Source organism: Comamonas sediminis, from assembly GCF_041107495.1.
In the GTDB taxonomy this organism is placed as follows: Bacteria; Pseudomonadota; Gammaproteobacteria; order Burkholderiales; family Burkholderiaceae_C; genus Comamonas; species Comamonas sediminis.
Genome location: NZ_JBGBDC010000002.1, coordinates 384,129 through 401,634, shown reverse-complemented (window position 1 = coordinate 401,634; position 17,506 = coordinate 384,129). Strand labels below are relative to the sequence as shown.

The following is a 17,506-nucleotide window of genomic DNA, read 5'->3' as shown; positions in this document are numbered from 1 at the left end:
TGACCTATGCCCCGTTACTACTTGGACACCAATATCTGCATCTATGCCTGGCACCGCCAGCATGCAGCCGTGCTCCATCGCATGCGGACCGTGGACCATACCCGGATGGTGATACCTGCATTGGTCGCAGCGGAGCTGGCCAGCGGTGCCATGCGCAGCACTTATCCGGAGCGCAACCGGGCGTTGATGGAGGAGGCCCTGTCGCTGTTTTGCATTGAGCCTTGGGGCGGTGATGCCATCTGGCATTACGGTGCGCAATCGGCCCGCTTGCGCAAGGCGGGCACGCCCATTGGTGCCATCGACTTGATGATTGGCTGCCAGGCGCTGGCCGACCCTGATGGCGTTCTGGTCACACACAACGTCCGCGAATTCGAGCGCATCGCAGGCTTGCGGATCGAAGACTGGATGGAGGCAGAGATATGAAGCTTTCTTTTGCCCCGGTGGACAGCAGCGATTTCGAATCGCTGTTCGCGCTGCGCGTAGCCGCCATGCGCCCCAGCCTGGAGCGGCTGGGCATCTTCAACATGGACCATGCCCGCAAGCGTTTTCAGCGCCAGTTCGAGCCGCAGTACATGCAGCACATCTGTGTGGATGACGGCGCAGGCGAGGGCCCTCAGCGCGCAGGGCTGCTGACCTTGGTGCCCTATGACGATGGCCGCCTGAAACTGCAGCACCTGTACCTGCTGCCGGCCTGGCATAACCGCCGCATTGGCGACTGGGCGCTGCAGCAGGTGCAAACCCAAGCGCGCCGCGAAGGCCGCGCGGTGTGGTTGGAGGTGCTCAACCAGAGCGATGCGATCCGTTTCTACGAGCGCCATGGCTTTGTGCAGACGGGCGGCGATCCGATTGACCTGTTGTACCAGTGGACCCCGGCGTAGAGGTAGTGGATATGGTGTTGGCGAAACAAATGATGGTTGCATGTGCTTGTTGCGCAGAGGCTTTGCCGCTATGTGGCGGCAGGGCGGCGGCATGAATACCGAGGTTGCCGAGCGCGTCGCCGCCATTACGCAAGGGGACAACCCGGCGCTGCAGCGCCGCGCGATGGCCAAGGCCATCACCTTGCTGGAATCCACCCGTGCCGACCACCGTGCGCTGGGTGACGCGCTGCTGACGGCGCTGTTGCCGCACACCGGCCAATCCTTTCGCCTGGGCATCAGTGGCGTGCCGGGCGTGGGCAAATCGACGTTTATCGAAACCCTGGGGCTCTATCTGATCGGCAAGGGCCTGCGTGTGGCCGTGCTGGCGATCGATCCGTCGTCGACGGTGTCAGGCGGCTCGATCCTGGGCGACAAGACGCGCATGGAGCAACTGTCGATGCGGACCGAAGCCTATATACGGCCCAGCCCGTCGAGCGGCACGCTGGGCGGCGTGGCAGAGAAGACACGCGAGGCCGTGCTGGTCTGCGAAGCGGCAGGCTATGACGTGGTAATGGTCGAGACCGTCGGCGTTGGCCAAAGCGAGATTGCGGTGCATGGCATGACCGACATGTTCTGCGTGCTGCAGCTGCCCAATGCCGGCGATGACCTGCAGGCCATCAAAAAAGGCGTGATGGAGCTGGCTGATCTGGTGGTCATCAACAAGGCCGATATCGATCCGAATGCAGCCACCCGTGCGCAGGCGCAGATCACCTCCAGCCTGCGCTTGCTGGGCATGCATGGCAGCCATGACCCTGCGGCACGCGGTGCGCTGTGGCAGCCCCGGGTGATACAGATCAGCGCGCTGCTGGGCGATGGCGTGGAGACCTTCTGGGAGGCTGTGAGCAGCTACCGCCAGATGCAGACCAGCAATGGCTGCCTGGCGATGCGGCGCGAAAAGCAGTCGCTGGCCTGGATGTGGGAGCGCATTGACCATGGGCTCAAGCTGGCGTTTCGCAGCCACCCTGCCGTGCGCGATATGCTGCCTGCTGTGCAGCAGCAAGTCGCATCGGGCCAGTTGGCGGCATCGACGGCGGCCAGAAACCTGCTGCAGGCGCAAAGCGCTGCAGCGATGATTCAGAAAGCGGATTGACCCGGGTTGCGAGCCCGGATCAAGACAGAGAGACAACCTAGCAAGCTTCAAGGATGGAACATGCAAGATATCTTGGAACAACTGGAGAAAAAGCGTGAACTCGCCCGCCTCGGCGGCGGGCAAAAGCGCATCGATGCACAGCACAAGAAGGGCAAGCTGACCGCGCGCGAACGCATCGAGCTGCTGCTCGATGACGGCACCTTCGAAGAATGGGACATGTTCGTCGAGCACCGCTGCACCGACTTCGGCATGGAAGAGACCAAGATCCCCGGCGATGGTGTGGTCACCGGCTACGGCATGATCAATGGCCGTCTGGTCTTTGTGTTCAGCCAGGATTTCACCGTGTTTGGCGGCGCGCTGTCCGAGACCCATGCCGAGAAGATCTGCAAGGTGATGGACCAGGCGATGAAGGTCGGCGCGCCAGTCATCGGCCTCAACGATTCGGGCGGCGCCCGCATCCAGGAAGGCGTGGCATCGCTGGGCGGCTATGCCGATGTGTTCCAGAAGAATGTGCTGGCCTCGGGCGTGGTGCCACAGATCTCGATGATCATGGGCCCCTGCGCCGGTGGCGCGGTCTACTCGCCGGCGATGACGGACTTCATCTTCATGGTCAAGGATTCGAGCTACATGTTTGTCACTGGCCCCGAAGTGGTCAAGACCGTGACGCATGAACAGGTGACTGCCGAAGAGCTGGGGGGCGCGCTGACCCACACCAGCAAGAGCGGTGTGGCCGACATGGCGTTCGACAACGATGTCGAGGCGCTGATGATGCTGCGCCGCCTCTACAACTACCTGCCGCTGAACAACCGCGAAAAGGCACCGGTGCGCGCGACGACCGATCCGGTCAGCCGTGCCGATATGTCGCTTGACACGCTGGTGCCCGAGAACCCGAACAAGCCCTATGACATGAAGGAGCTGATCGCCAAGACCGTCGATGATGGCGATTTCTTTGAACTGCAGCCCGAGTACGCCAAGAACATCCTCATCGGCTTTGCCCGCATGGCCGGCCAGACCGTCGGCATTGTGGCCAACCAGCCGCTGGTGCTGGCCGGCTGCCTGGATATCAAGAGCTCCATCAAGGCGGCCCGCTTTGTGCGCTTTTGCGATGCCTTCAACATCCCGGTGGTCACCTTTGTCGATGTGCCCGGCTTCATGCCTGGCACCAGCCAGGAATACGGCGGCATCATCAAGCACGGTGCCAAGCTGCTGTATGCGTATGCCGAATGCACGGTGCCAAAAATCACCGTCATCACCCGCAAGGCCTACGGCGGTGCCTATGACGTGATGGCCTCCAAGCACCTGCGCGGTGATGTGAACCTGGCCTGGCCGCAGGCGGAAATCGCGGTCATGGGCGCCAAGGGGGCTGTCGAGATCATCTTCCGCGAAGACAAGAACGACCCGGACAAGCTCTCCAAGCGCGAGGCCGAGTACAAAAGCCGCTTTGCCAACCCCTTTGTTGCGGGCGCCCGGGGCTTCATCGACGATGTGATCCTGCCGCACGAGACGCGCAAGCGCATCTGCCGCAGCCTGGAGATGCTCAAGAACAAGCAGCTTGAGAACCCCTGGCGCAAGCACGGCAATATCCCGCTGTAAGCGCCGCAGGCCCGATGCATCCCACCCCCGCCACACCCCGCATGGCCGCAACGCGGCTGGCGCAGCGATTGCAGGCGCGCCGCCTGTTGGCGCTGCGCTTGCTGTGCGCGGCCGTGGCTGGCGTTGCCGGGGCCGCGTGGGCGCAAGCCCCTGCCATTTCGCGGGCGGCACCGGGCACCGGTTGCGTCGCTCGCAGTGGCGCGCCGCTGGCCCAGTCCACGCAGTATGTGTTCTCGTACCAGGGAGGCTGCGAAAACGGCCTGGCCCAGGGCGAGGGACGGGCGCAATGGCTGCCGCGCGGCGATGCCGCTGCGGCGCCGGTGGTGTGGCAGGGCCGCTTTGACCGGGGGATTTTCCTCAGCCGGCCGGCAGTACGCGCCGCCAGGCCTTTGGCCGACAGCCAGGTGCTGCTCGATCTGGGGCCGTTGGCGGACAGCGAAGGCAAGGGCGGGCGCCTGTGGGTGCAGGCGGCATTGGATGGCAACACGCCGGCCGATGCCTGTGCACCGGTGGCGCTGCATGTGCTGGTGGACATCCATTCACCGCTGGGCTCCGAGCAGGTGGCCAGGCAGTGGCTGCAGGCGGCCTTGCAGCACTGGCAGCGTGCCTGCCCGGCTGCAGCGCAGAACCTGGTGCGGCTGATGCTGTACCAAGGCTTTGAGCTGGCGGCCGATGCCGATGGCCATTTGCCCGCGCCGGTGGTGCGGGCCACGGCCTCGCTGCAGGGGCGCGAGCTGCTGTTCCAGCAGTACAGCAACAACGCAGCGGCGCAGCAGCAGCACAATGCCGGCCAGCCCGAACAGCAGCGCGAGTACAGCGCCAATGCCCAGCGGCTGCAGGCGATGGTGCGCCAGTACCAGGCCCGGCGCGTGGTGGACCTGCCTACCCTGGACAAAAACCTGGCCAGCTTGCGCGGCCAGGTGGTGCTGGTGGGTGTGCGGCCCGAGCGCATCCTGTCGCGCAGGCTGGCGACGGTGCGCACCGCCCACCGCGATGGCTGGGACGGCACGGCAGCCGTGGTCGAAGGCCAGGAGATTGCCCGCTGGGGCAAGGACAGCCGCCTGCTGGCTGTGAAGGTGCAAGGGCGTTCGACCGATGTGCGCACGCAGGACCAGGTGATGCTGCAGCTGCTGGGCAGTGCGCGCTGCAGCGAGATCGATTGCGAAGACTATCTGCTCATGCCCGGCGGGCAATGGGCACATGACAAGGCGCTGCCGTAAGCACGGCAGCAGGGTGGCCAACCGAGAGATTCAACAAAGAGACGACAACCATGTTCAGCAAAATCCTGATTGCCAATCGCGGCGAGATTGCATGCCGCGTGATCGCCACGGCCCGGACCATGGGCATCCAGACCGTTGCGGTCTACTCCGATGCGGACAAGGACGCGCGCCATGTGAAGCTGGCCGACGAGGCCGTGCATATTGGCGCGGCTCCGAGCCGCGAATCCTATCTGCTGGCCGACCGCATCATCGATGCGGCCCGCAAGACCGGCGCGCAGGCCATCCACCCGGGCTATGGTTTCCTGTCCGAGAACGAGGCCTTTGCCAAGCGCTGCGAAGACGAGGGCATTGCCTTTATCGGCCCCAAGGCGCATTCGATTGCTGCGATGGGTGACAAGATCGCGTCGAAGAAGCTGGCGAACGAAGCCAAGGTCAACACCATTCCAGGCTACAACGATGCCATCGAGAACGCAGAAAAAGCGGTGGGCATCGCGCAGGGCATTGGCTACCCGGTGATGATCAAGGCATCGGCCGGCGGCGGCGGCAAGGGCCTGCGCGTGGCCTACAACGACAAGGAGGCGCTGGAGGGCTTTACCGCCTGCCAGAATGAAGCCCGCAACAGCTTCGGCGATGACCGGATCTTTATCGAGAAGTTCGTGCAGGAGCCGCGCCATATCGAGATCCAGATCCTGGGCGACAGCCACGGCAATGTGGTCTACCTGAACGAGCGTGAATGCTCGATCCAGCGCCGCCACCAGAAGGTGATTGAAGAGGCGCCATCGCCCTTCATCAGCGATGCCACCCGCAAGGCGATGGGCGAGCAGGCCGTGGCGCTGGCCAAGGCCGTGCAGTACCAGAGCGCGGGAACAGTGGAGTTTGTCGTCGGCAAGGAGCAGGACTTCTACTTTCTGGAAATGAACACCCGCCTGCAGGTGGAGCACCCGGTGACCGAGTGCATCACCGGCCTCGATCTGGTCGAGCAGATGATCCGCGTCGCGGCCGGCGAGAAGCTGTCCTTCAGCCAGGCCGATGTGAAGCGCGATGGCTGGGCCATCGAATGCCGCATCAATGCGGAAGACCCGTTCCGCAATTTCCTGCCATCCACCGGCCGCCTGGTGCGCTTTGAGCCGCCCAAGCAGACCATGTGGCAGGCCGATACCGCCCATTTGCAGGGTGTGCGCGTTGATACCGGTGTGTACGAGGGCGGCGAGATCCCCATGTACTACGACTCGATGATTGCCAAGCTGATCGTGCATGGCAAGGACCGCAACGAAGCGATTGCGAAGATGCGCGAGGCGCTCAACGGCTTTGCGATCCGTGGCATCAGCTCGAACATCCCCTTCCAGGCAGCGCTGCTGGCCCATCCCAAGTTTGTCTCGGGCCAGTTCAACACCGGCTTTATCGCCGAGCACTATGGCCATGGCTTCCATGCCGAGGACGTGCCGCACGAGGACACCGATTTTCTGGTGGCGCTGGCGATGTTCCGCAACCGCCGCTACCGCGCGCGAGCCTCCACCATCAGCGGCCAGATGCTGGGCCACCAGGTGCGTGTGGGCCACAGCTACACGGCCGTGGTGCTGGGCGCCGAAGGCCAGCACCGCTTTGTGTCGGCCGAGGTGACCGATTTTGACGACGAAGCCCGCGTCTGCAAGGTCAGCATTGGCGACAAGGTCTACCAGTTCAGCAGCGAAGCGGTGCTGCGCGATGTCGTCACCCACGGCACCTGCAACGGCCAGCCCTTTACCGCCCAGATCGAGCGCGGCACGGCCAAGAACCCGCTCGCGCTGCGCGTGATCCACAATGGCACGCAGCGCGACATCCTCGTGCTGTCCGAGCGCGGCGCCGCGCTCTACCAGCTGATGCCGTACAAGGCGCCACCGGATCTGTCCAAGTTCCTGCTCTCGCCCATGCCCGGCCTGCTGGTCGATGTGGCGGTGCAGCCAGGCCAGAAGGTGCAGGCCGGTGAGAAGCTGGCGGTCATCGAGGCGATGAAGATGGAGAACATCCTGTTTGCGACGCAGGACGGCATTGTCAGCAAGGTGAGTGCCGCCAAGGGCAATTCGCTGGCGGTTGACGATATCATCCTGGAGTTCGAATGATCTGATTGCTTTGCCCGCATGCAGACCCGCTGCCCCGCAGCGGGTTTTTTTGTGGGCCAGGAAGGGTGTACGAGGGAATGGGAATGCAACGAGCTTTGTTGGCCTTGGCCGCGCTGGTGCTGCTGGGGCTGGGCGCCGTGCCATTGGCGGCCGGGCACTTTCACCTGGGGGTGCTGGTGCCTGTGGGGCTGGGCCTGGCCGGTGGCTACCTGGCCTGGCGCTGGTGGGCGGTGCAGGCCTGGTGCGCGGCTGCGCCCTGGCGCCGCGCATGCTGGCGTGCCGCCTGGTTGGGCTTGGCCTTGTGGGTGGTCAGCGTGGGCTGGCTCTGGCAGCGCATTGCCGGCCTGGGGCAGACACCGGCGACTACGCCGCCGGTGGCTGCGATCGTGGTGCTGGGCAGCGGAACGCAAGACGGCAAGCCGCGCCCGGCGCTGGCCATGCGGCTTGATACCGCCGCACAGCTGGCGGCCTTGCAGCCGCAGGCGGTGCTGGCAGTGACCGGCGGGGTGGACTTTGGGCAGGACGAGAGCGAGGGCGCCATCATGGCGCGTTACCTGGCCCAGACCCATGGGCTGGACCCTGCGGCGATGGTGGTGGAAGCGCGCAGCACCAGCACCGTGCTCAACCTGGAATGGACCGGCCCCCTGCTGCAGCAGCGCGGCGTGGATCTGGCGCAGCCCATTGCGATTGTCAGCAGCGATTTTCACCTCTGGCGCGCGCTGCAGATTGCCCGCAGCCAGGGCTTCGGCCAGCCCATTGGCGTGGCGGCCCCGACACCGTTGCTGACCCGGTTCAACGTCTGGCTGCGCGAGTACTTTGCGGTGGCCAGCAGCTGGGCCTTGGGGGAGTGGTAGCGGCTAAATACGTCAGGTGCTGGCGCGCCGCACCAGGTGGTAGCCCAGATCCAGCCGGTTCTGCGTCACCGGCTGGCCTTGCACCAGCTGCAGCAGCATCGTGGCGGCCTCGGCGCCAATGGCGCTGCGGGGGGTGTGGATGGTGGTCAGCGGCGGCACCATCTGCGCGCTGCCGGGCAGGTCGTTGAAACCGGCAATCGCGATTTGCGCGGGCACGGCCAGCCTCAGGCGGTTGGCAGCCAGCAGCGCGCCCTGGGCCAGGTCGTCGTTGCAGAAAAATACCGCATCCACGCCGCTGCCCAGCTGCAGCACCTGCTCCAGCAACTGCGCGCCCAAGGCCAGCGACGAGCGCTCGGGACTCAGGATCTCCAGGCTGGGGTCGGCCAGGCCCGCCCGCTGCAAGGCCTGGCGGTAGCCCTGCAGGCGCTGCATGACGCGGGCATCCAGCTGGGCGCCGCAAAAAGCGATGCGGCGGTAACCCTGGGCCAGCAGGTGCTCCGTCATCGTCACCCCGGCATCCACCTGCGAAAAGCCCACGCTGTGCATGCCAGCGGCAGCGCTTGCCGGGTGCAGTTCCATCAAATGCACGCAGGCCGTGCCACTGGTTGCCAGCAACTGCGCACTGCCGGCGCTGCGCTCATAACCGGTCAGCATCAGGCCGGCAGGGCGCATCGGCAGGTAGGCGCGCAGCAGTTGCTCTTCCTCAGCGGCGCTGTAATGCGATACCCCAATCAGCAGGTGGTACCCGGCGGCAAACAGCACCTTGTGCGCCGATTCGAGCAAATCCACAAACAGGGTATTGCTGAGCAAAGGCACGATGACCAGCACCTGGTTGCTTTTCTGCGATGCCAGTGCGCGCGCGGCCGGGTCCGGCACATAACCCAGGCGCAACGCCGTCGCGCGCACCTTGTCTGCCAGCGCTGGTGCTACCCGGCGCTCACCGCGCAGCGCGCGGGACACGGTCATCGGGCTCACGCCAGCGGCATCTGCAACGTCCTGCAAGGTGACCCGGCCGCTGGCGCGCGAGCGGCGGCCAGCGGGCTCGGCCACTGGCGCGGGCAATGGGGTGGAAGAGGGCAGGGGCAAGCAATTCTCCGGTCGAGTGGGCAAGCAATATCCGGTATGATAGCGCTATCCCAGTTTGATGGGGAAGGAAGGCAGTGCCTGCAGGCGTCTCAAATGCTAAGTTGATTGCTGAATCGGCTTGTTCAAGAGGCGTCATCCAAGGGCAGTGCTTATTTTTTACCTGTATTGGATAGCGCTAACCCAATGACCATGTCCTCTAGTGATTCTTCGCGTCGGCGTCCTGTAGCTCTGGTGGTGATGGGGGTGTCGGGATGCGGCAAATCCAGCGCCGGTGAAGCCATTGCAACGCACCTGGGATGGCGCCTGGTCGAAGGCGACAGCTACCATGCGGCCGAAAGTGTGGCCAAGATGCAGGCGGGCATAGCGCTCACCGATGCCGACCGTGCAGGCTGGCTGCAGCGCTTGGCGCAATTGCTGGCAGAGGCGGATGATGGCGGCGGTGTGGTGCTGACCTGCTCGGCACTCAAACGCCAGTACCGGGAGTTGCTGCGCGCATCCCAGGCCCGGCTCGGCTTTGTGTTTCTGGATCTCAGCTACGAGACGGCCCTGGCACGGGTGCAGCAGCGCGCGGGGCATTTCTTCTCGCCCGAGCTGGTGGCCAACCAGTTTGCGACGCTGGAAGACCCCCGCGAGGAGGCGCAGGTATTGACTGTGGATGCCGACACCCCACTGGGGCACATAGCCCAGCAAGTGCAGCAGTGGCTCGATGCCCAGCAGCCTTGAGATCGTCAACAGGCTCTAAGTGCTGACAAAGCCTGGTGCCAGCGCCGCATGCGGCGGCTGTGCTATAAAAATTACATAAACAAGGGGATGCTGCAGCCATGGCTGCAGGCCCCGGCAATGCAAAGGATTCCCCATGATGCAGATCCACCCCGTTCTTCAAGCGGTCACCGACCGCATCCGCGCCAAGAGCGCGGCCACGCGCAGCGACTATCTGGCCCAGCTGGACGCGATGGCCCAGCGGCCGCCGCAGATGCGCTCCATGGGCTGCGCCAATGTGGCCCATGCCGTGGCCGGTGTGCCGGTCCATGACAAGCTGCGCATTGTCGAGGTCAAGGGCCCGAATGTGGGCATTGTCACGGCCTACAACGATGTGCTGTCGGCCCATGCGCCGCTGCAGCGCTACCCCGACATCCTGAAGGACGAGGCGCGCAAGCACGGCGCCACCGCGCAGGTGGCGGGTGGTGTGCCTGCCATGTGCGACGGGGTGACTCAGGGCATGCCGGGCATGGAGCTGAGCCTGTTCAGCCGCGATGCGATTGCGATGGGCACCGCCGTGGCACTGACCCATGACACCTTTGATGCGGCGCTGATGCTTGGCGTCTGCGACAAGATTGTTCCTGGTTTACTGATCGGTGCCTTGCATTTTGGCCATCTGCCGATGGTGTTTGTGCCCGCAGGGCCGATGACCTCGGGCCTGTCCAACAACGACAAGGCCAAGGTGCGCGAGCTGGCCGCCCAGGGCCTGGTGGGCCGCGAAAAGCTGCTGGAAGCCGAGATGGCCGCCTACCATGATGCGGGCACCTGCACCTTCTACGGCACGGCCAACAGCAACCAGATGCTGCTCGAGGCCATGGGCCTGCATGTGCCTGGCAATGCCTTCATCAACCCCGAAAATGGCGCGCGTGAGCTGCTGACCCGCGAGGCGATGCGCACGGTGCTCAATATCACTGCCGGCAAGCGCTTTGCGCCGATTGGCCGCGTCGTCGACGAGCGCTGCATTGTCAACGCGATGGTGGCCTTGCTGGCCACCGGCGGCTCGACCAACCACCTGATCCACTGGGTGGCAGTGGCGCGGGCTGCGGGTATCGTCATCGACTGGAATGATTTCGAACAGCTGTCGTCGGTCGTGCCCCTGCTGGCACGTGTCTACCCCAATGGGGCAGCCGATGTGAACCAGTTCCAGGCGGCAGGCGGCCCGGGCTATGTGATTGGCCAGCTGCTGGCGGCAGGCCTGATGCATGGCGATGTGCTGACGGTGCGCCCCGAGGGCCTGACGGCTTACGCCAGTGTGCCGCGCGTCGAAGCGGGCCAACTGGTGTGGCAAGCGGCCACCGAATCGGGTGACGACAGCGTGCTGCGCCCCGTCAGCGCGCCTTTCAGTCCCACCGGAGGCCTCAAGCTGCTGACCGGCAACCTGGGCCGCAGCGTCATCAAGGTCAGCGCCGTGCCGCTCGATCGCCATGTGCTGCGCGCGCCTGCCTGGGTGTTTGACTCGCAGGACGCGCTGCAGGAAGCCTTCAAGTCGGGGGCGCTGGAGCAGGCCTGCCAGACCAATGGTCACAACGGCGTGGTCTGCGTGGTGCGCTGGCAGGGCCCGCAAGCCAATGGCATGCCTGAGCTGCACAAGCTGACGCCCCCATTGGCCGTGCTGCAAGGCAAGGGCTACCAGGTGGCTTTGGTGACCGATGGGCGCATGAGCGGCGCCTCGGGCAAGGTACCCGCTGCCATCCATGTGTCGCCTGAAGCACTGGCCGGCGGCCCTCTGGCCAAAATTGAGAGCGGCGATATGGTGCTGCTGGACGCTGAAACCGGTATCATGCAGGCCGAAGTGGATGCCGCCGTCTGGGAGGCACGCCCGCTTGCCACGATACCGGCCGAGCAGCTGCGCGCCAATGGCCGTGGTCTGGGCCGAGAACTGTTTGCCGGATTCCGGCGCAATGCGCTGAGCGCAGAAGAAGGAGCCTGCACATGGCTGAGCAACTGACCGCCTTGTCGATCATGCAAGATGCACCGGTGATCCCGGTGATCGTGCTGCGCGATGTCAACCACGCCGTGTCCATGGCCAAGGCCCTGGTCGCAGGCGGTATCCGGGTACTGGAAGTGACCTTGCGCACGCCCCAAGGCCTGCCCTCGATCGAAGCGATTGCCAAGGCCGTGCCGGAGGCGATCGTCGGCGCAGGTACCGTGCGCAATGCCGCCGATGCGCATGCGGCTGCTGCGGCCGGTGCCCGCTTTGCGGTCAGCCCTGGCTACACTTCCAGCGTCGGCGAAGCCTGCCGCCAGGCCCGTTTGCCGCTGCTGCCTGGCGTTGCCACCAGCAGCGAGATCATGCAGGCGCAGCAAGATGGCTTCCAGGAACTGAAGTTCTTCCCCGCGCTGCAAGCCGGGGGCATCAACATGCTCAAGGCCTGGCAGGGCCCCTTCGCCGAAGTGCGGTTTTGCCCGACCGGCGGCATCACCCCCACCAACGCGCCAGAGTTTCTGGCGTTGAAGAATGTCGTTTGCGTGGGAGGCTCCTGGCTGGTGCCCACCGATACCCTGGAGCGCGGCGACTGGGAACACATCACCTTGCTGGCGCGCGAAGCCGCTGGCTTGCGGCACAAGGGCTGACCGCGCAGCCGCAGGCGTGCGGATTAGCTGTGCGCCTGCTACCTACCCGGGCCCCTCTCAGGGCCTGCGGGCGCTGGAGGCCATGCCAAGCGCGATGCTGCCATGACTGGCTGCTGCAGCGCCATCTGCTTCCGCCCCGTTCTTGGATGACCAAGGCGGCGCAGCTGGGCATCGCGCCGCACAGCGCTGCCTGGTACGTGGTATTTGCCCAGCGACGCGAGTGCCGAGGGCGCAGGCTGCCCCCGTGGTGCCCTTATTCCTTGGACTGAGTCTGATCGCCATGGGAATGGCTGGAGGCATCTTCGGTCCACGCTTTGTAGCGGCCGGAATGCGGCTGGAACTGCTGTCCGGGAAACAGCGTTCGCTCGATATCGCGCAGTACCGTCATGCCCACACCATTGAGCTTGAGCAAGCGCTCGGGATATGCTTCGACCACCTGATCCACGGTGGTGATCGCGTGCCGCCCCAGGCTGTTGAGGGTTCTGCGAGAGAGCCTTTTGTTCAGGAGGAGTTCAGTGGCCATGGGATCATCAATCTATAAACAAAGCGGCAACGTCCGTCGTTGGAGTGAAGACAGGGGCCAGGCAACTGCTACTTCAGCGGGAGTTGCGATGCCCAAGCCTTTGCCCCAACGAGACAGGAATGGATACAAATCATGCTAAATCGCATTTTGTTATTCATTGATTCTATCAGCTTATAGCTAATTTGTAACTCAGAGGCGGGCGATTTCTGCCGATGAGAGATTGATTTGCGCCACATTAATGTAATTAAATGTATTTGTGCGCATATACTCAGCGATGTGCGGGGTGGAATGACTGCGTTTCTTCCCAGCGGTATTTTCCTCCTAAAAAAATGAATCTCCAGCGCAACTATCCTTTAACCAAACTGCAGGTAATGGCTGGGAGGGCCTGCCCAAGGACCAGAAAATCACAGGGTTTGCCTAGGGCTGTTGTCACCGCTGCGCTGGCCAGTGCTGGGTTATTACGCAGGTCTATCATGCTATGTAATCCATAAAAACGGTTAAAGTAAGAATGGGCGGAGAGTATCAATATCCCTGGCTGCCCGCCGCGCGCTATCCGCGCCCTACCACTGTCTGGTTATGCCCGTTCGTAAAGCCTCGTCGTTGACGATCACCTTGATTTTGCCTTTTGTGATGCTGGTCGCATTGCTGACCGGGGTGCTGGGCGTGCTGTGGTACTGGACGGGCAGCAAGACGGTCTCGATGCTGTCTCAGCAATTGATGGTGGAGATGGCCGAGCGCATCAGCCAGGCGGTGGACCGGCATGTCTTCAGTTCCGGCTCCATCATCGAGGCGAGCTTTCCGGCCGGTTTGCAGGCGCCTGACCGGATCGAGGACGATATGCCTGCACTGCGCACCCGGCTGTGGGCGGCCACGTCGCTGACACAGCACCGGGGCGACTATGTCTACTACGGCAACCGCCATGGCCAGGGCATGGGCCTGCTGCGCCGCAATGCAACCCAGGCGGAGCTGCGCATCAAGCTCCATGCGCAGGACGTGCGCAGCCTCTACCTGCTGCCGGGGATTCAGGCCGAACCCATCTTTCTGTCCCAAGAGTCCCATCTGTTCGATCCGCGCACCCGTCCCTGGTACCGGCTTGCGCAGGGCGTGGCTGGCCATATCTGGACGCCTGTCTACATCGACTTCAATGCCAAGGACCTGGTGATGACGCGGGCGCGGCAGGTGTTTGGGCGGGACGGCCAGCCCGTTGGTGTGGTGGCCACCGATGTCTCGCTGAAGGAATTGCGGCTTTTTGTCGATGGCCTGCATTTGTCCGAAGGGGCACAGGCATTCCTCATGGAGCCCAATGGCGACCTGGTTGCCGGCACGGGCATGGACAATATCCGCCAGAGCGGTGAGCAGCCGCCCAGCCGGGTCAATGCTGCCAGCGCGGGCAATCCACTCTTGAAGGCGGTGTACCGGCAGCTGGTCAACGAGTTCTCGCAGTCCAACGAGGTGGCTCGCACGGCGCTGATCTTTGACGCCAAGGACCAGGCGATCGAAGTGGCTTACCGCCGCGTCACCGATGAGGCGGGCCTGAACTGGCTGGCGGTGGTGGCCGTGCCGCACCAGCAGATGCTGGCTGGCATTCGCGTCCATGTCGTGCTGGTGGTCGCCTTGGGTTTGCTTGCACTGGGCAGTGCGCTGGCACTGGGGTTGCGCATCTTTGGCGGTTTGGCCAAGGACATGCGCTCGCTCACCTATGCGGTGCGCCGTGTCGGGCAAGGTGAAATCGATGTACCGATCGGCGTGGAACGCAACGACGAGATTGGCGAACTGGCCAACAATGTCCACCATATGCGGCACCGCTTGTTTACGGATGCGCTTACCGGCGCTGCCAACCGCAGCGCGCTGAACCACATTCTGGAAACCCTGACCCGGCCCGGCAGCGGCAAGCCTGCCGTGTTCGCGATTCTCTTCATCGACCTGAACCAGTTCAAGCCGCTCAATGACCGCTGGGGCCATGACAACGGTGACCTGGCCCTGGTCGAGGTGGTGCAGCGCCTCAAGGAAGTACTGCGCAGCAACGATGTGCTGATTCGCCTGGGTGGGGACGAGTTTGTCGCCGTGTTGCAGGGCGTCCACAGTGATGCGCAGATCCAGGTGGTAAAAGCCAAGATCCTTGAAGCCCTCGCACCGGCGTTGCAGACGCTGAAGGGCTTGCCCGAGGGTGTGGTGGTTCACCTGGGCGCCTCCATCGGGCAGGCCATCTTTCCGACCGATGGTGCCGATCCGCAAAGCCTGCTCAAGCACGCGGACCTGGACATGTACAAGAACAAGCAGCGCAGCGGCCATAGCCGTTGACCGGCGCAATGGGCCGTTGAGGGCCTGAAAGCAGAAAAGCCAGGCAGGGGCCTGGCTTGGGGGTGTGAGAGGCCTGCTGTCAAGCGGCCTAGGGTCTGTTAACGCAGACCGCCACCTTCGCCACCTTCGGCACGTTGAATGAGTTCAATCTTGTAGCCATCAGGATCGGTCACAAAAGCGATCACCGTGGTGCCGCCTTTTACCGGACCGGCTTCGCGGGTGACATTGCCGCCATTGGCCTTGATCTTTTCGCAAGCGGCGTAAGCATCAGGCACGCCCAGCGCGATATGGCCATAGGCCGTGCCCAGGTCATAGCTCTCGGTGCCCCAGTTGTAGGTCAGCTCGATCTCGGCCTGGCCGGGGTTGCCGCCGTCATAGCCGACAAAGGCCAGCGAATACTTGTATTCGGGGTTTTCCGAGGTGCGCAGCAGGCGCATGCCCAGCACCTGGGTGTAGAAATCGATGGAGCGCTGGAGATTGCCAACGCGCAGCATGGTGTGCAAAAGACGCATGGGGTTTTCTTTCTTGTAAAGGCAGCGGCAGCGCTTGGCCGCCGCAGGGAAGAGGGCCGACCTTGTCGGTCTGTCCGGAACCATCTGAGTGTAGCGCTGCAACCAGCCGAGCCGCAGCCCACAAAGCACAACCCCTGCACGGGGCAGGGGTTGGAAGCAGAAGCGAGGCGGCGAGAATTACTCGACCTTGGCCTTTTCACGCAGCTCTTGCTGGTACTTCTGGATTTGTTGCTGACGCAGTTGCTGCTCGATCTGGGGTTTGACTTCCTCGAACTTGGGCAGCTGTGCTTCACGCACATCGTCCACGCGGATGATGTGGTAGCCGAACTGGGTCTTGACGGGGGTGTCCGTCATCTGGCCCTTCTTCAGCTTGGTCATGGCCTCGGAGAACTCAGGCACGTAGTTGGCTGCATTGCCCCAGTCCAGATCGCCACCGCGCTGGCCCGATCCAGGATCCTTGGATTCCTTCTTGGCCAGGTCTTCGAACTTGGCACCCTTCTTGATTTGGGCGATCAGCGCCTTGGCCTTGTCTTCGCTGTCCACCAGGATGTGGAAGGCATGGTATTCCTTGCCTTGGTTGGTGGCGACAAACTTGTCGTACTCGGCCTTGGCGGCAGCGTCAGAAATGGGGTGCGCCTTTTCGTAAGCGGCGAACAACTCCTGGGTCAGGATGCCTTGGCGAGCCAGCTCGACCTGGCCCTTGAAGGACTCGGTCGCATCCAGGCCTTGGGCCTTGGCAGCCTGGGCATAGATTTCGCGCTCGATGATGGCTTCCTTGATCTGGCCTTCTTGCTCGGCACTCACAGGGCGGCCGCTGCGTTCCATTTGTTCCTTGAAGGTCTTCAGCAGAGACGAAGGCACGGGCTTGCCATTGACAACGCCAATGTTCTGGGCCACTGCGGGCAGCGCGGCTGAACCAAGCAGGGCAGCTGCAACCAGACCGGACAAGAGCTGTTTTTTCATGCGAAATCCAAATTGTTTATCTGTGAAGGAAATATACACCAGTGATTTCATTGTTTTGGTGTATTCAGGACTTCAATGGCAAGGGCATGTAAACCCGCGTCAATGAATGCTTGGAGCGCATCATACACAAGCCGGTGCTGGGCAATGCGTGATGTGCCAGTAAATAAGGGTGAAGCGATGCGCAACCGAAAATGGGTGCCAAAACCGCTGCCATTGGCACCGGCATGGCCGGCGTGCAGACCGCTTTCATCGATCACCTCCAACTGGGTGGGTGAGAGTTTGTCGCGCAGCACCGCTTCAATGGCGGTGGCGGTAATGTCCTGGGCGTGCATAGAGGAGAGGCAAAGATGGGCGCGGGTGTGTCAGCGGCAGCCATAGCGTTCAGCGCGATGCGCTGCCGGCCAGCGCCCGCGGTTGTCAGGGCTGGTCTTCCGGGTTGTGCTGGATGTGGCGGCTCAGGTACATGGCCTGGCCGAGCACGAAGACCAGCATCAGGCCCAGGCCTCCGAACATCTTGAAGGTGACCCAGGTGTCCAGGTCAAACTGGTAGGCCACCCAGATGTTGATGATGCCCATGACGGTGAAAAAAATGGCCCAGCTGTAGTTGACCGTGTTCCAGACAGGCTGGGGCAGTTGCACCTGCGAGGACATTAGCTTTTGCATCAGGTTGCGGTTGAAGAACCACTGGCCGCCCAGCAAAACGGCTGCCATCACCCAGTACAAGACGGTGGGCTTCCACTTGATGAAGGCTTCGTCGTGAAAGAGCAGCGTGGCACCGCCAAACACCACGATCACGCCCAGGCTGATCCACTGCATCGGCTCCACCTTGCCGACCTTGAAATGCAGGTAGGCAATTTGCGCAATGGTCGCAGCAATGGCCACCCCGGTGGCCACGAACACCCCCCAGACCTTGAACGCTGCGAAAAACAGCAGGATGGGGAAAAAATCAATCAAAAATTTCATATCAGGCGATGCGGGCTGTGCACGGCGTAGCTGAAAGCGGAGCACGATGCGG

17 protein-coding genes are annotated in these 17,506 nt (G+C 63.2%); 11 read left to right on the top strand and 6 right to left on the bottom strand.

Translation table 11 applies throughout. From position 1 onward, the window contains the following. Nucleotides 1–6: 6 nt before the first annotated feature. The 7 genes from AB7A72_RS06015 to AB7A72_RS05985 all read left to right on the top strand — a co-directional run bounded on the left by AB7A72_RS06015 (nt 7) and on the right by AB7A72_RS05985 (nt 7,773). The gene (locus AB7A72_RS06015; RefSeq protein WP_369459319.1) at nt 7–423 is read left to right on the top strand and encodes a PIN domain-containing protein; all 417 of its coding nucleotides are present in this window, start codon (nt 7–9) and stop codon (nt 421–423) included. Further along, on the top strand, nt 420–878 hold the full coding sequence (locus tag AB7A72_RS06010) for a GNAT family N-acetyltransferase (protein WP_369459318.1): 459 nt from the start codon (nt 420–422) through the stop codon (nt 876–878). The genes AB7A72_RS06015 and AB7A72_RS06010 overlap by 4 nt, the downstream gene beginning before the upstream one ends. Nucleotides 879–969: 91 nt before the next feature. Further along, entirely contained in the window at nt 970–2,007 is a 1,038-nt protein-coding gene (gene meaB, locus AB7A72_RS06005; protein WP_369459317.1) for a methylmalonyl Co-A mutase-associated GTPase MeaB, read from the top strand. A 60-nt stretch (nt 2,008–2,067) separates the two neighbouring features. After that, on the top strand, nt 2,068–3,600 hold the full coding sequence (locus AB7A72_RS06000) for an acyl-CoA carboxylase subunit beta (RefSeq protein ID WP_230777196.1): 1,533 nt from the start codon (nt 2,068–2,070) through the stop codon (nt 3,598–3,600). Between the two features lie 14 nt (nt 3,601–3,614). After that, nucleotides 3,615–4,820, top strand: coding sequence for a hypothetical protein (locus AB7A72_RS05995; protein ID WP_369459316.1), 1,206 nt, complete (start codon nt 3,615–3,617; stop codon nt 4,818–4,820). A 50-nt stretch (nt 4,821–4,870) separates the two neighbouring features. Further along, entirely contained in the window at nt 4,871–6,919 is a 2,049-nt protein-coding gene (accC, locus tag AB7A72_RS05990; RefSeq protein WP_369459315.1) for an acetyl-CoA carboxylase biotin carboxylase subunit, read from the top strand. Between the two features lie 83 nt (nt 6,920–7,002). After that, on the top strand, nt 7,003–7,773 hold the full coding sequence (locus AB7A72_RS05985) for a YdcF family protein (protein WP_369459314.1): 771 nt from the start codon (nt 7,003–7,005) through the stop codon (nt 7,771–7,773). A gap of 12 nt (nt 7,774–7,785) precedes the next feature. Here AB7A72_RS05985 and gntR read toward each other — a convergent pair whose 3' ends face one another. Further along, nucleotides 7,786–8,859, bottom strand: coding sequence for an HTH-type transcriptional regulator GntR (gene gntR, locus AB7A72_RS05980; RefSeq protein ID WP_407064954.1), 1,074 nt, complete (start codon nt 8,857–8,859; stop codon nt 7,786–7,788). Nucleotides 8,860–9,048: 189 nt separating this feature from the next. Between gntR and AB7A72_RS05975 the strand changes: the two genes are divergently transcribed. From AB7A72_RS05975 to eda, 3 genes are all read left to right on the top strand, one after another. Next, nucleotides 9,049–9,582, top strand: a complete 534-nt coding sequence (locus tag AB7A72_RS05975; RefSeq protein WP_312409066.1) for a gluconokinase — start codon at nt 9,049–9,051, stop codon at nt 9,580–9,582. Nucleotides 9,583–9,718: 136 nt separating this feature from the next. Continuing rightward, nucleotides 9,719–11,566 (top strand): phosphogluconate dehydratase, encoded by a 1,848-nt coding sequence (edd, locus tag AB7A72_RS05970; RefSeq protein WP_369459523.1) that lies wholly within the window; start codon nt 9,719–9,721, stop codon nt 11,564–11,566. After that, nucleotides 11,551–12,192 carry a bifunctional 4-hydroxy-2-oxoglutarate aldolase/2-dehydro-3-deoxy-phosphogluconate aldolase gene (eda, locus tag AB7A72_RS05965; RefSeq protein WP_312409067.1) on the top strand — a complete coding sequence of 214 codons (642 nt, stop codon included), beginning with the start codon at nt 11,551–11,553 and terminating at the stop codon, nt 12,190–12,192. The genes edd and eda overlap by 16 nt, the downstream gene beginning before the upstream one ends. Nucleotides 12,193–12,445: 253 nt before the next feature. On the opposite strand, the gene AB7A72_RS05960 is transcribed toward eda, so the two are convergent. Continuing rightward, nucleotides 12,446–12,715 (bottom strand): DNA-directed RNA polymerase subunit alpha C-terminal domain-containing protein, encoded by a 270-nt coding sequence (locus tag AB7A72_RS05960; RefSeq protein WP_312528482.1) that lies wholly within the window; start codon nt 12,713–12,715, stop codon nt 12,446–12,448. Between the two features lie 576 nt (nt 12,716–13,291). Between AB7A72_RS05960 and AB7A72_RS05955 the strand changes: the two genes are divergently transcribed. Further along, nucleotides 13,292–15,016 carry a diguanylate cyclase domain-containing protein gene (locus AB7A72_RS05955; protein ID WP_369459313.1) on the top strand — a complete coding sequence of 575 codons (1,725 nt, stop codon included), beginning with the start codon at nt 13,292–13,294 and terminating at the stop codon, nt 15,014–15,016. A 98-nt stretch (nt 15,017–15,114) separates the two neighbouring features. Here the strand turns inward: AB7A72_RS05955 and gloA are convergent, their stop codons facing one another. The 4 genes from gloA to AB7A72_RS05935 form a co-directional block, all read right to left on the bottom strand. Further along, nucleotides 15,115–15,528, bottom strand: coding sequence for a lactoylglutathione lyase (gene gloA / locus AB7A72_RS05950; RefSeq protein WP_239811936.1), 414 nt, complete (start codon nt 15,526–15,528; stop codon nt 15,115–15,117). Between the two features lie 177 nt (nt 15,529–15,705). Further along, complete coding sequence (locus AB7A72_RS05945) at nt 15,706–16,491, bottom strand: peptidylprolyl isomerase (RefSeq protein ID WP_239811937.1); 786 nt, start codon at nt 16,489–16,491, stop codon at nt 15,706–15,708. A 47-nt stretch (nt 16,492–16,538) separates the two neighbouring features. Next, a complete protein-coding gene (locus tag AB7A72_RS05940; protein ID WP_369459312.1) occupies nt 16,539–16,823 on the bottom strand; it encodes a BolA family protein in 285 nt (94 codons plus the stop codon). An 85-nt stretch (nt 16,824–16,908) separates the two neighbouring features. After that, complete coding sequence (locus tag AB7A72_RS05935; protein ID WP_239811939.1) at nt 16,909–17,454, bottom strand: septation protein A; 546 nt, start codon at nt 17,452–17,454, stop codon at nt 16,909–16,911. Nucleotides 17,455–17,506 lie beyond the last annotated feature (52 nt).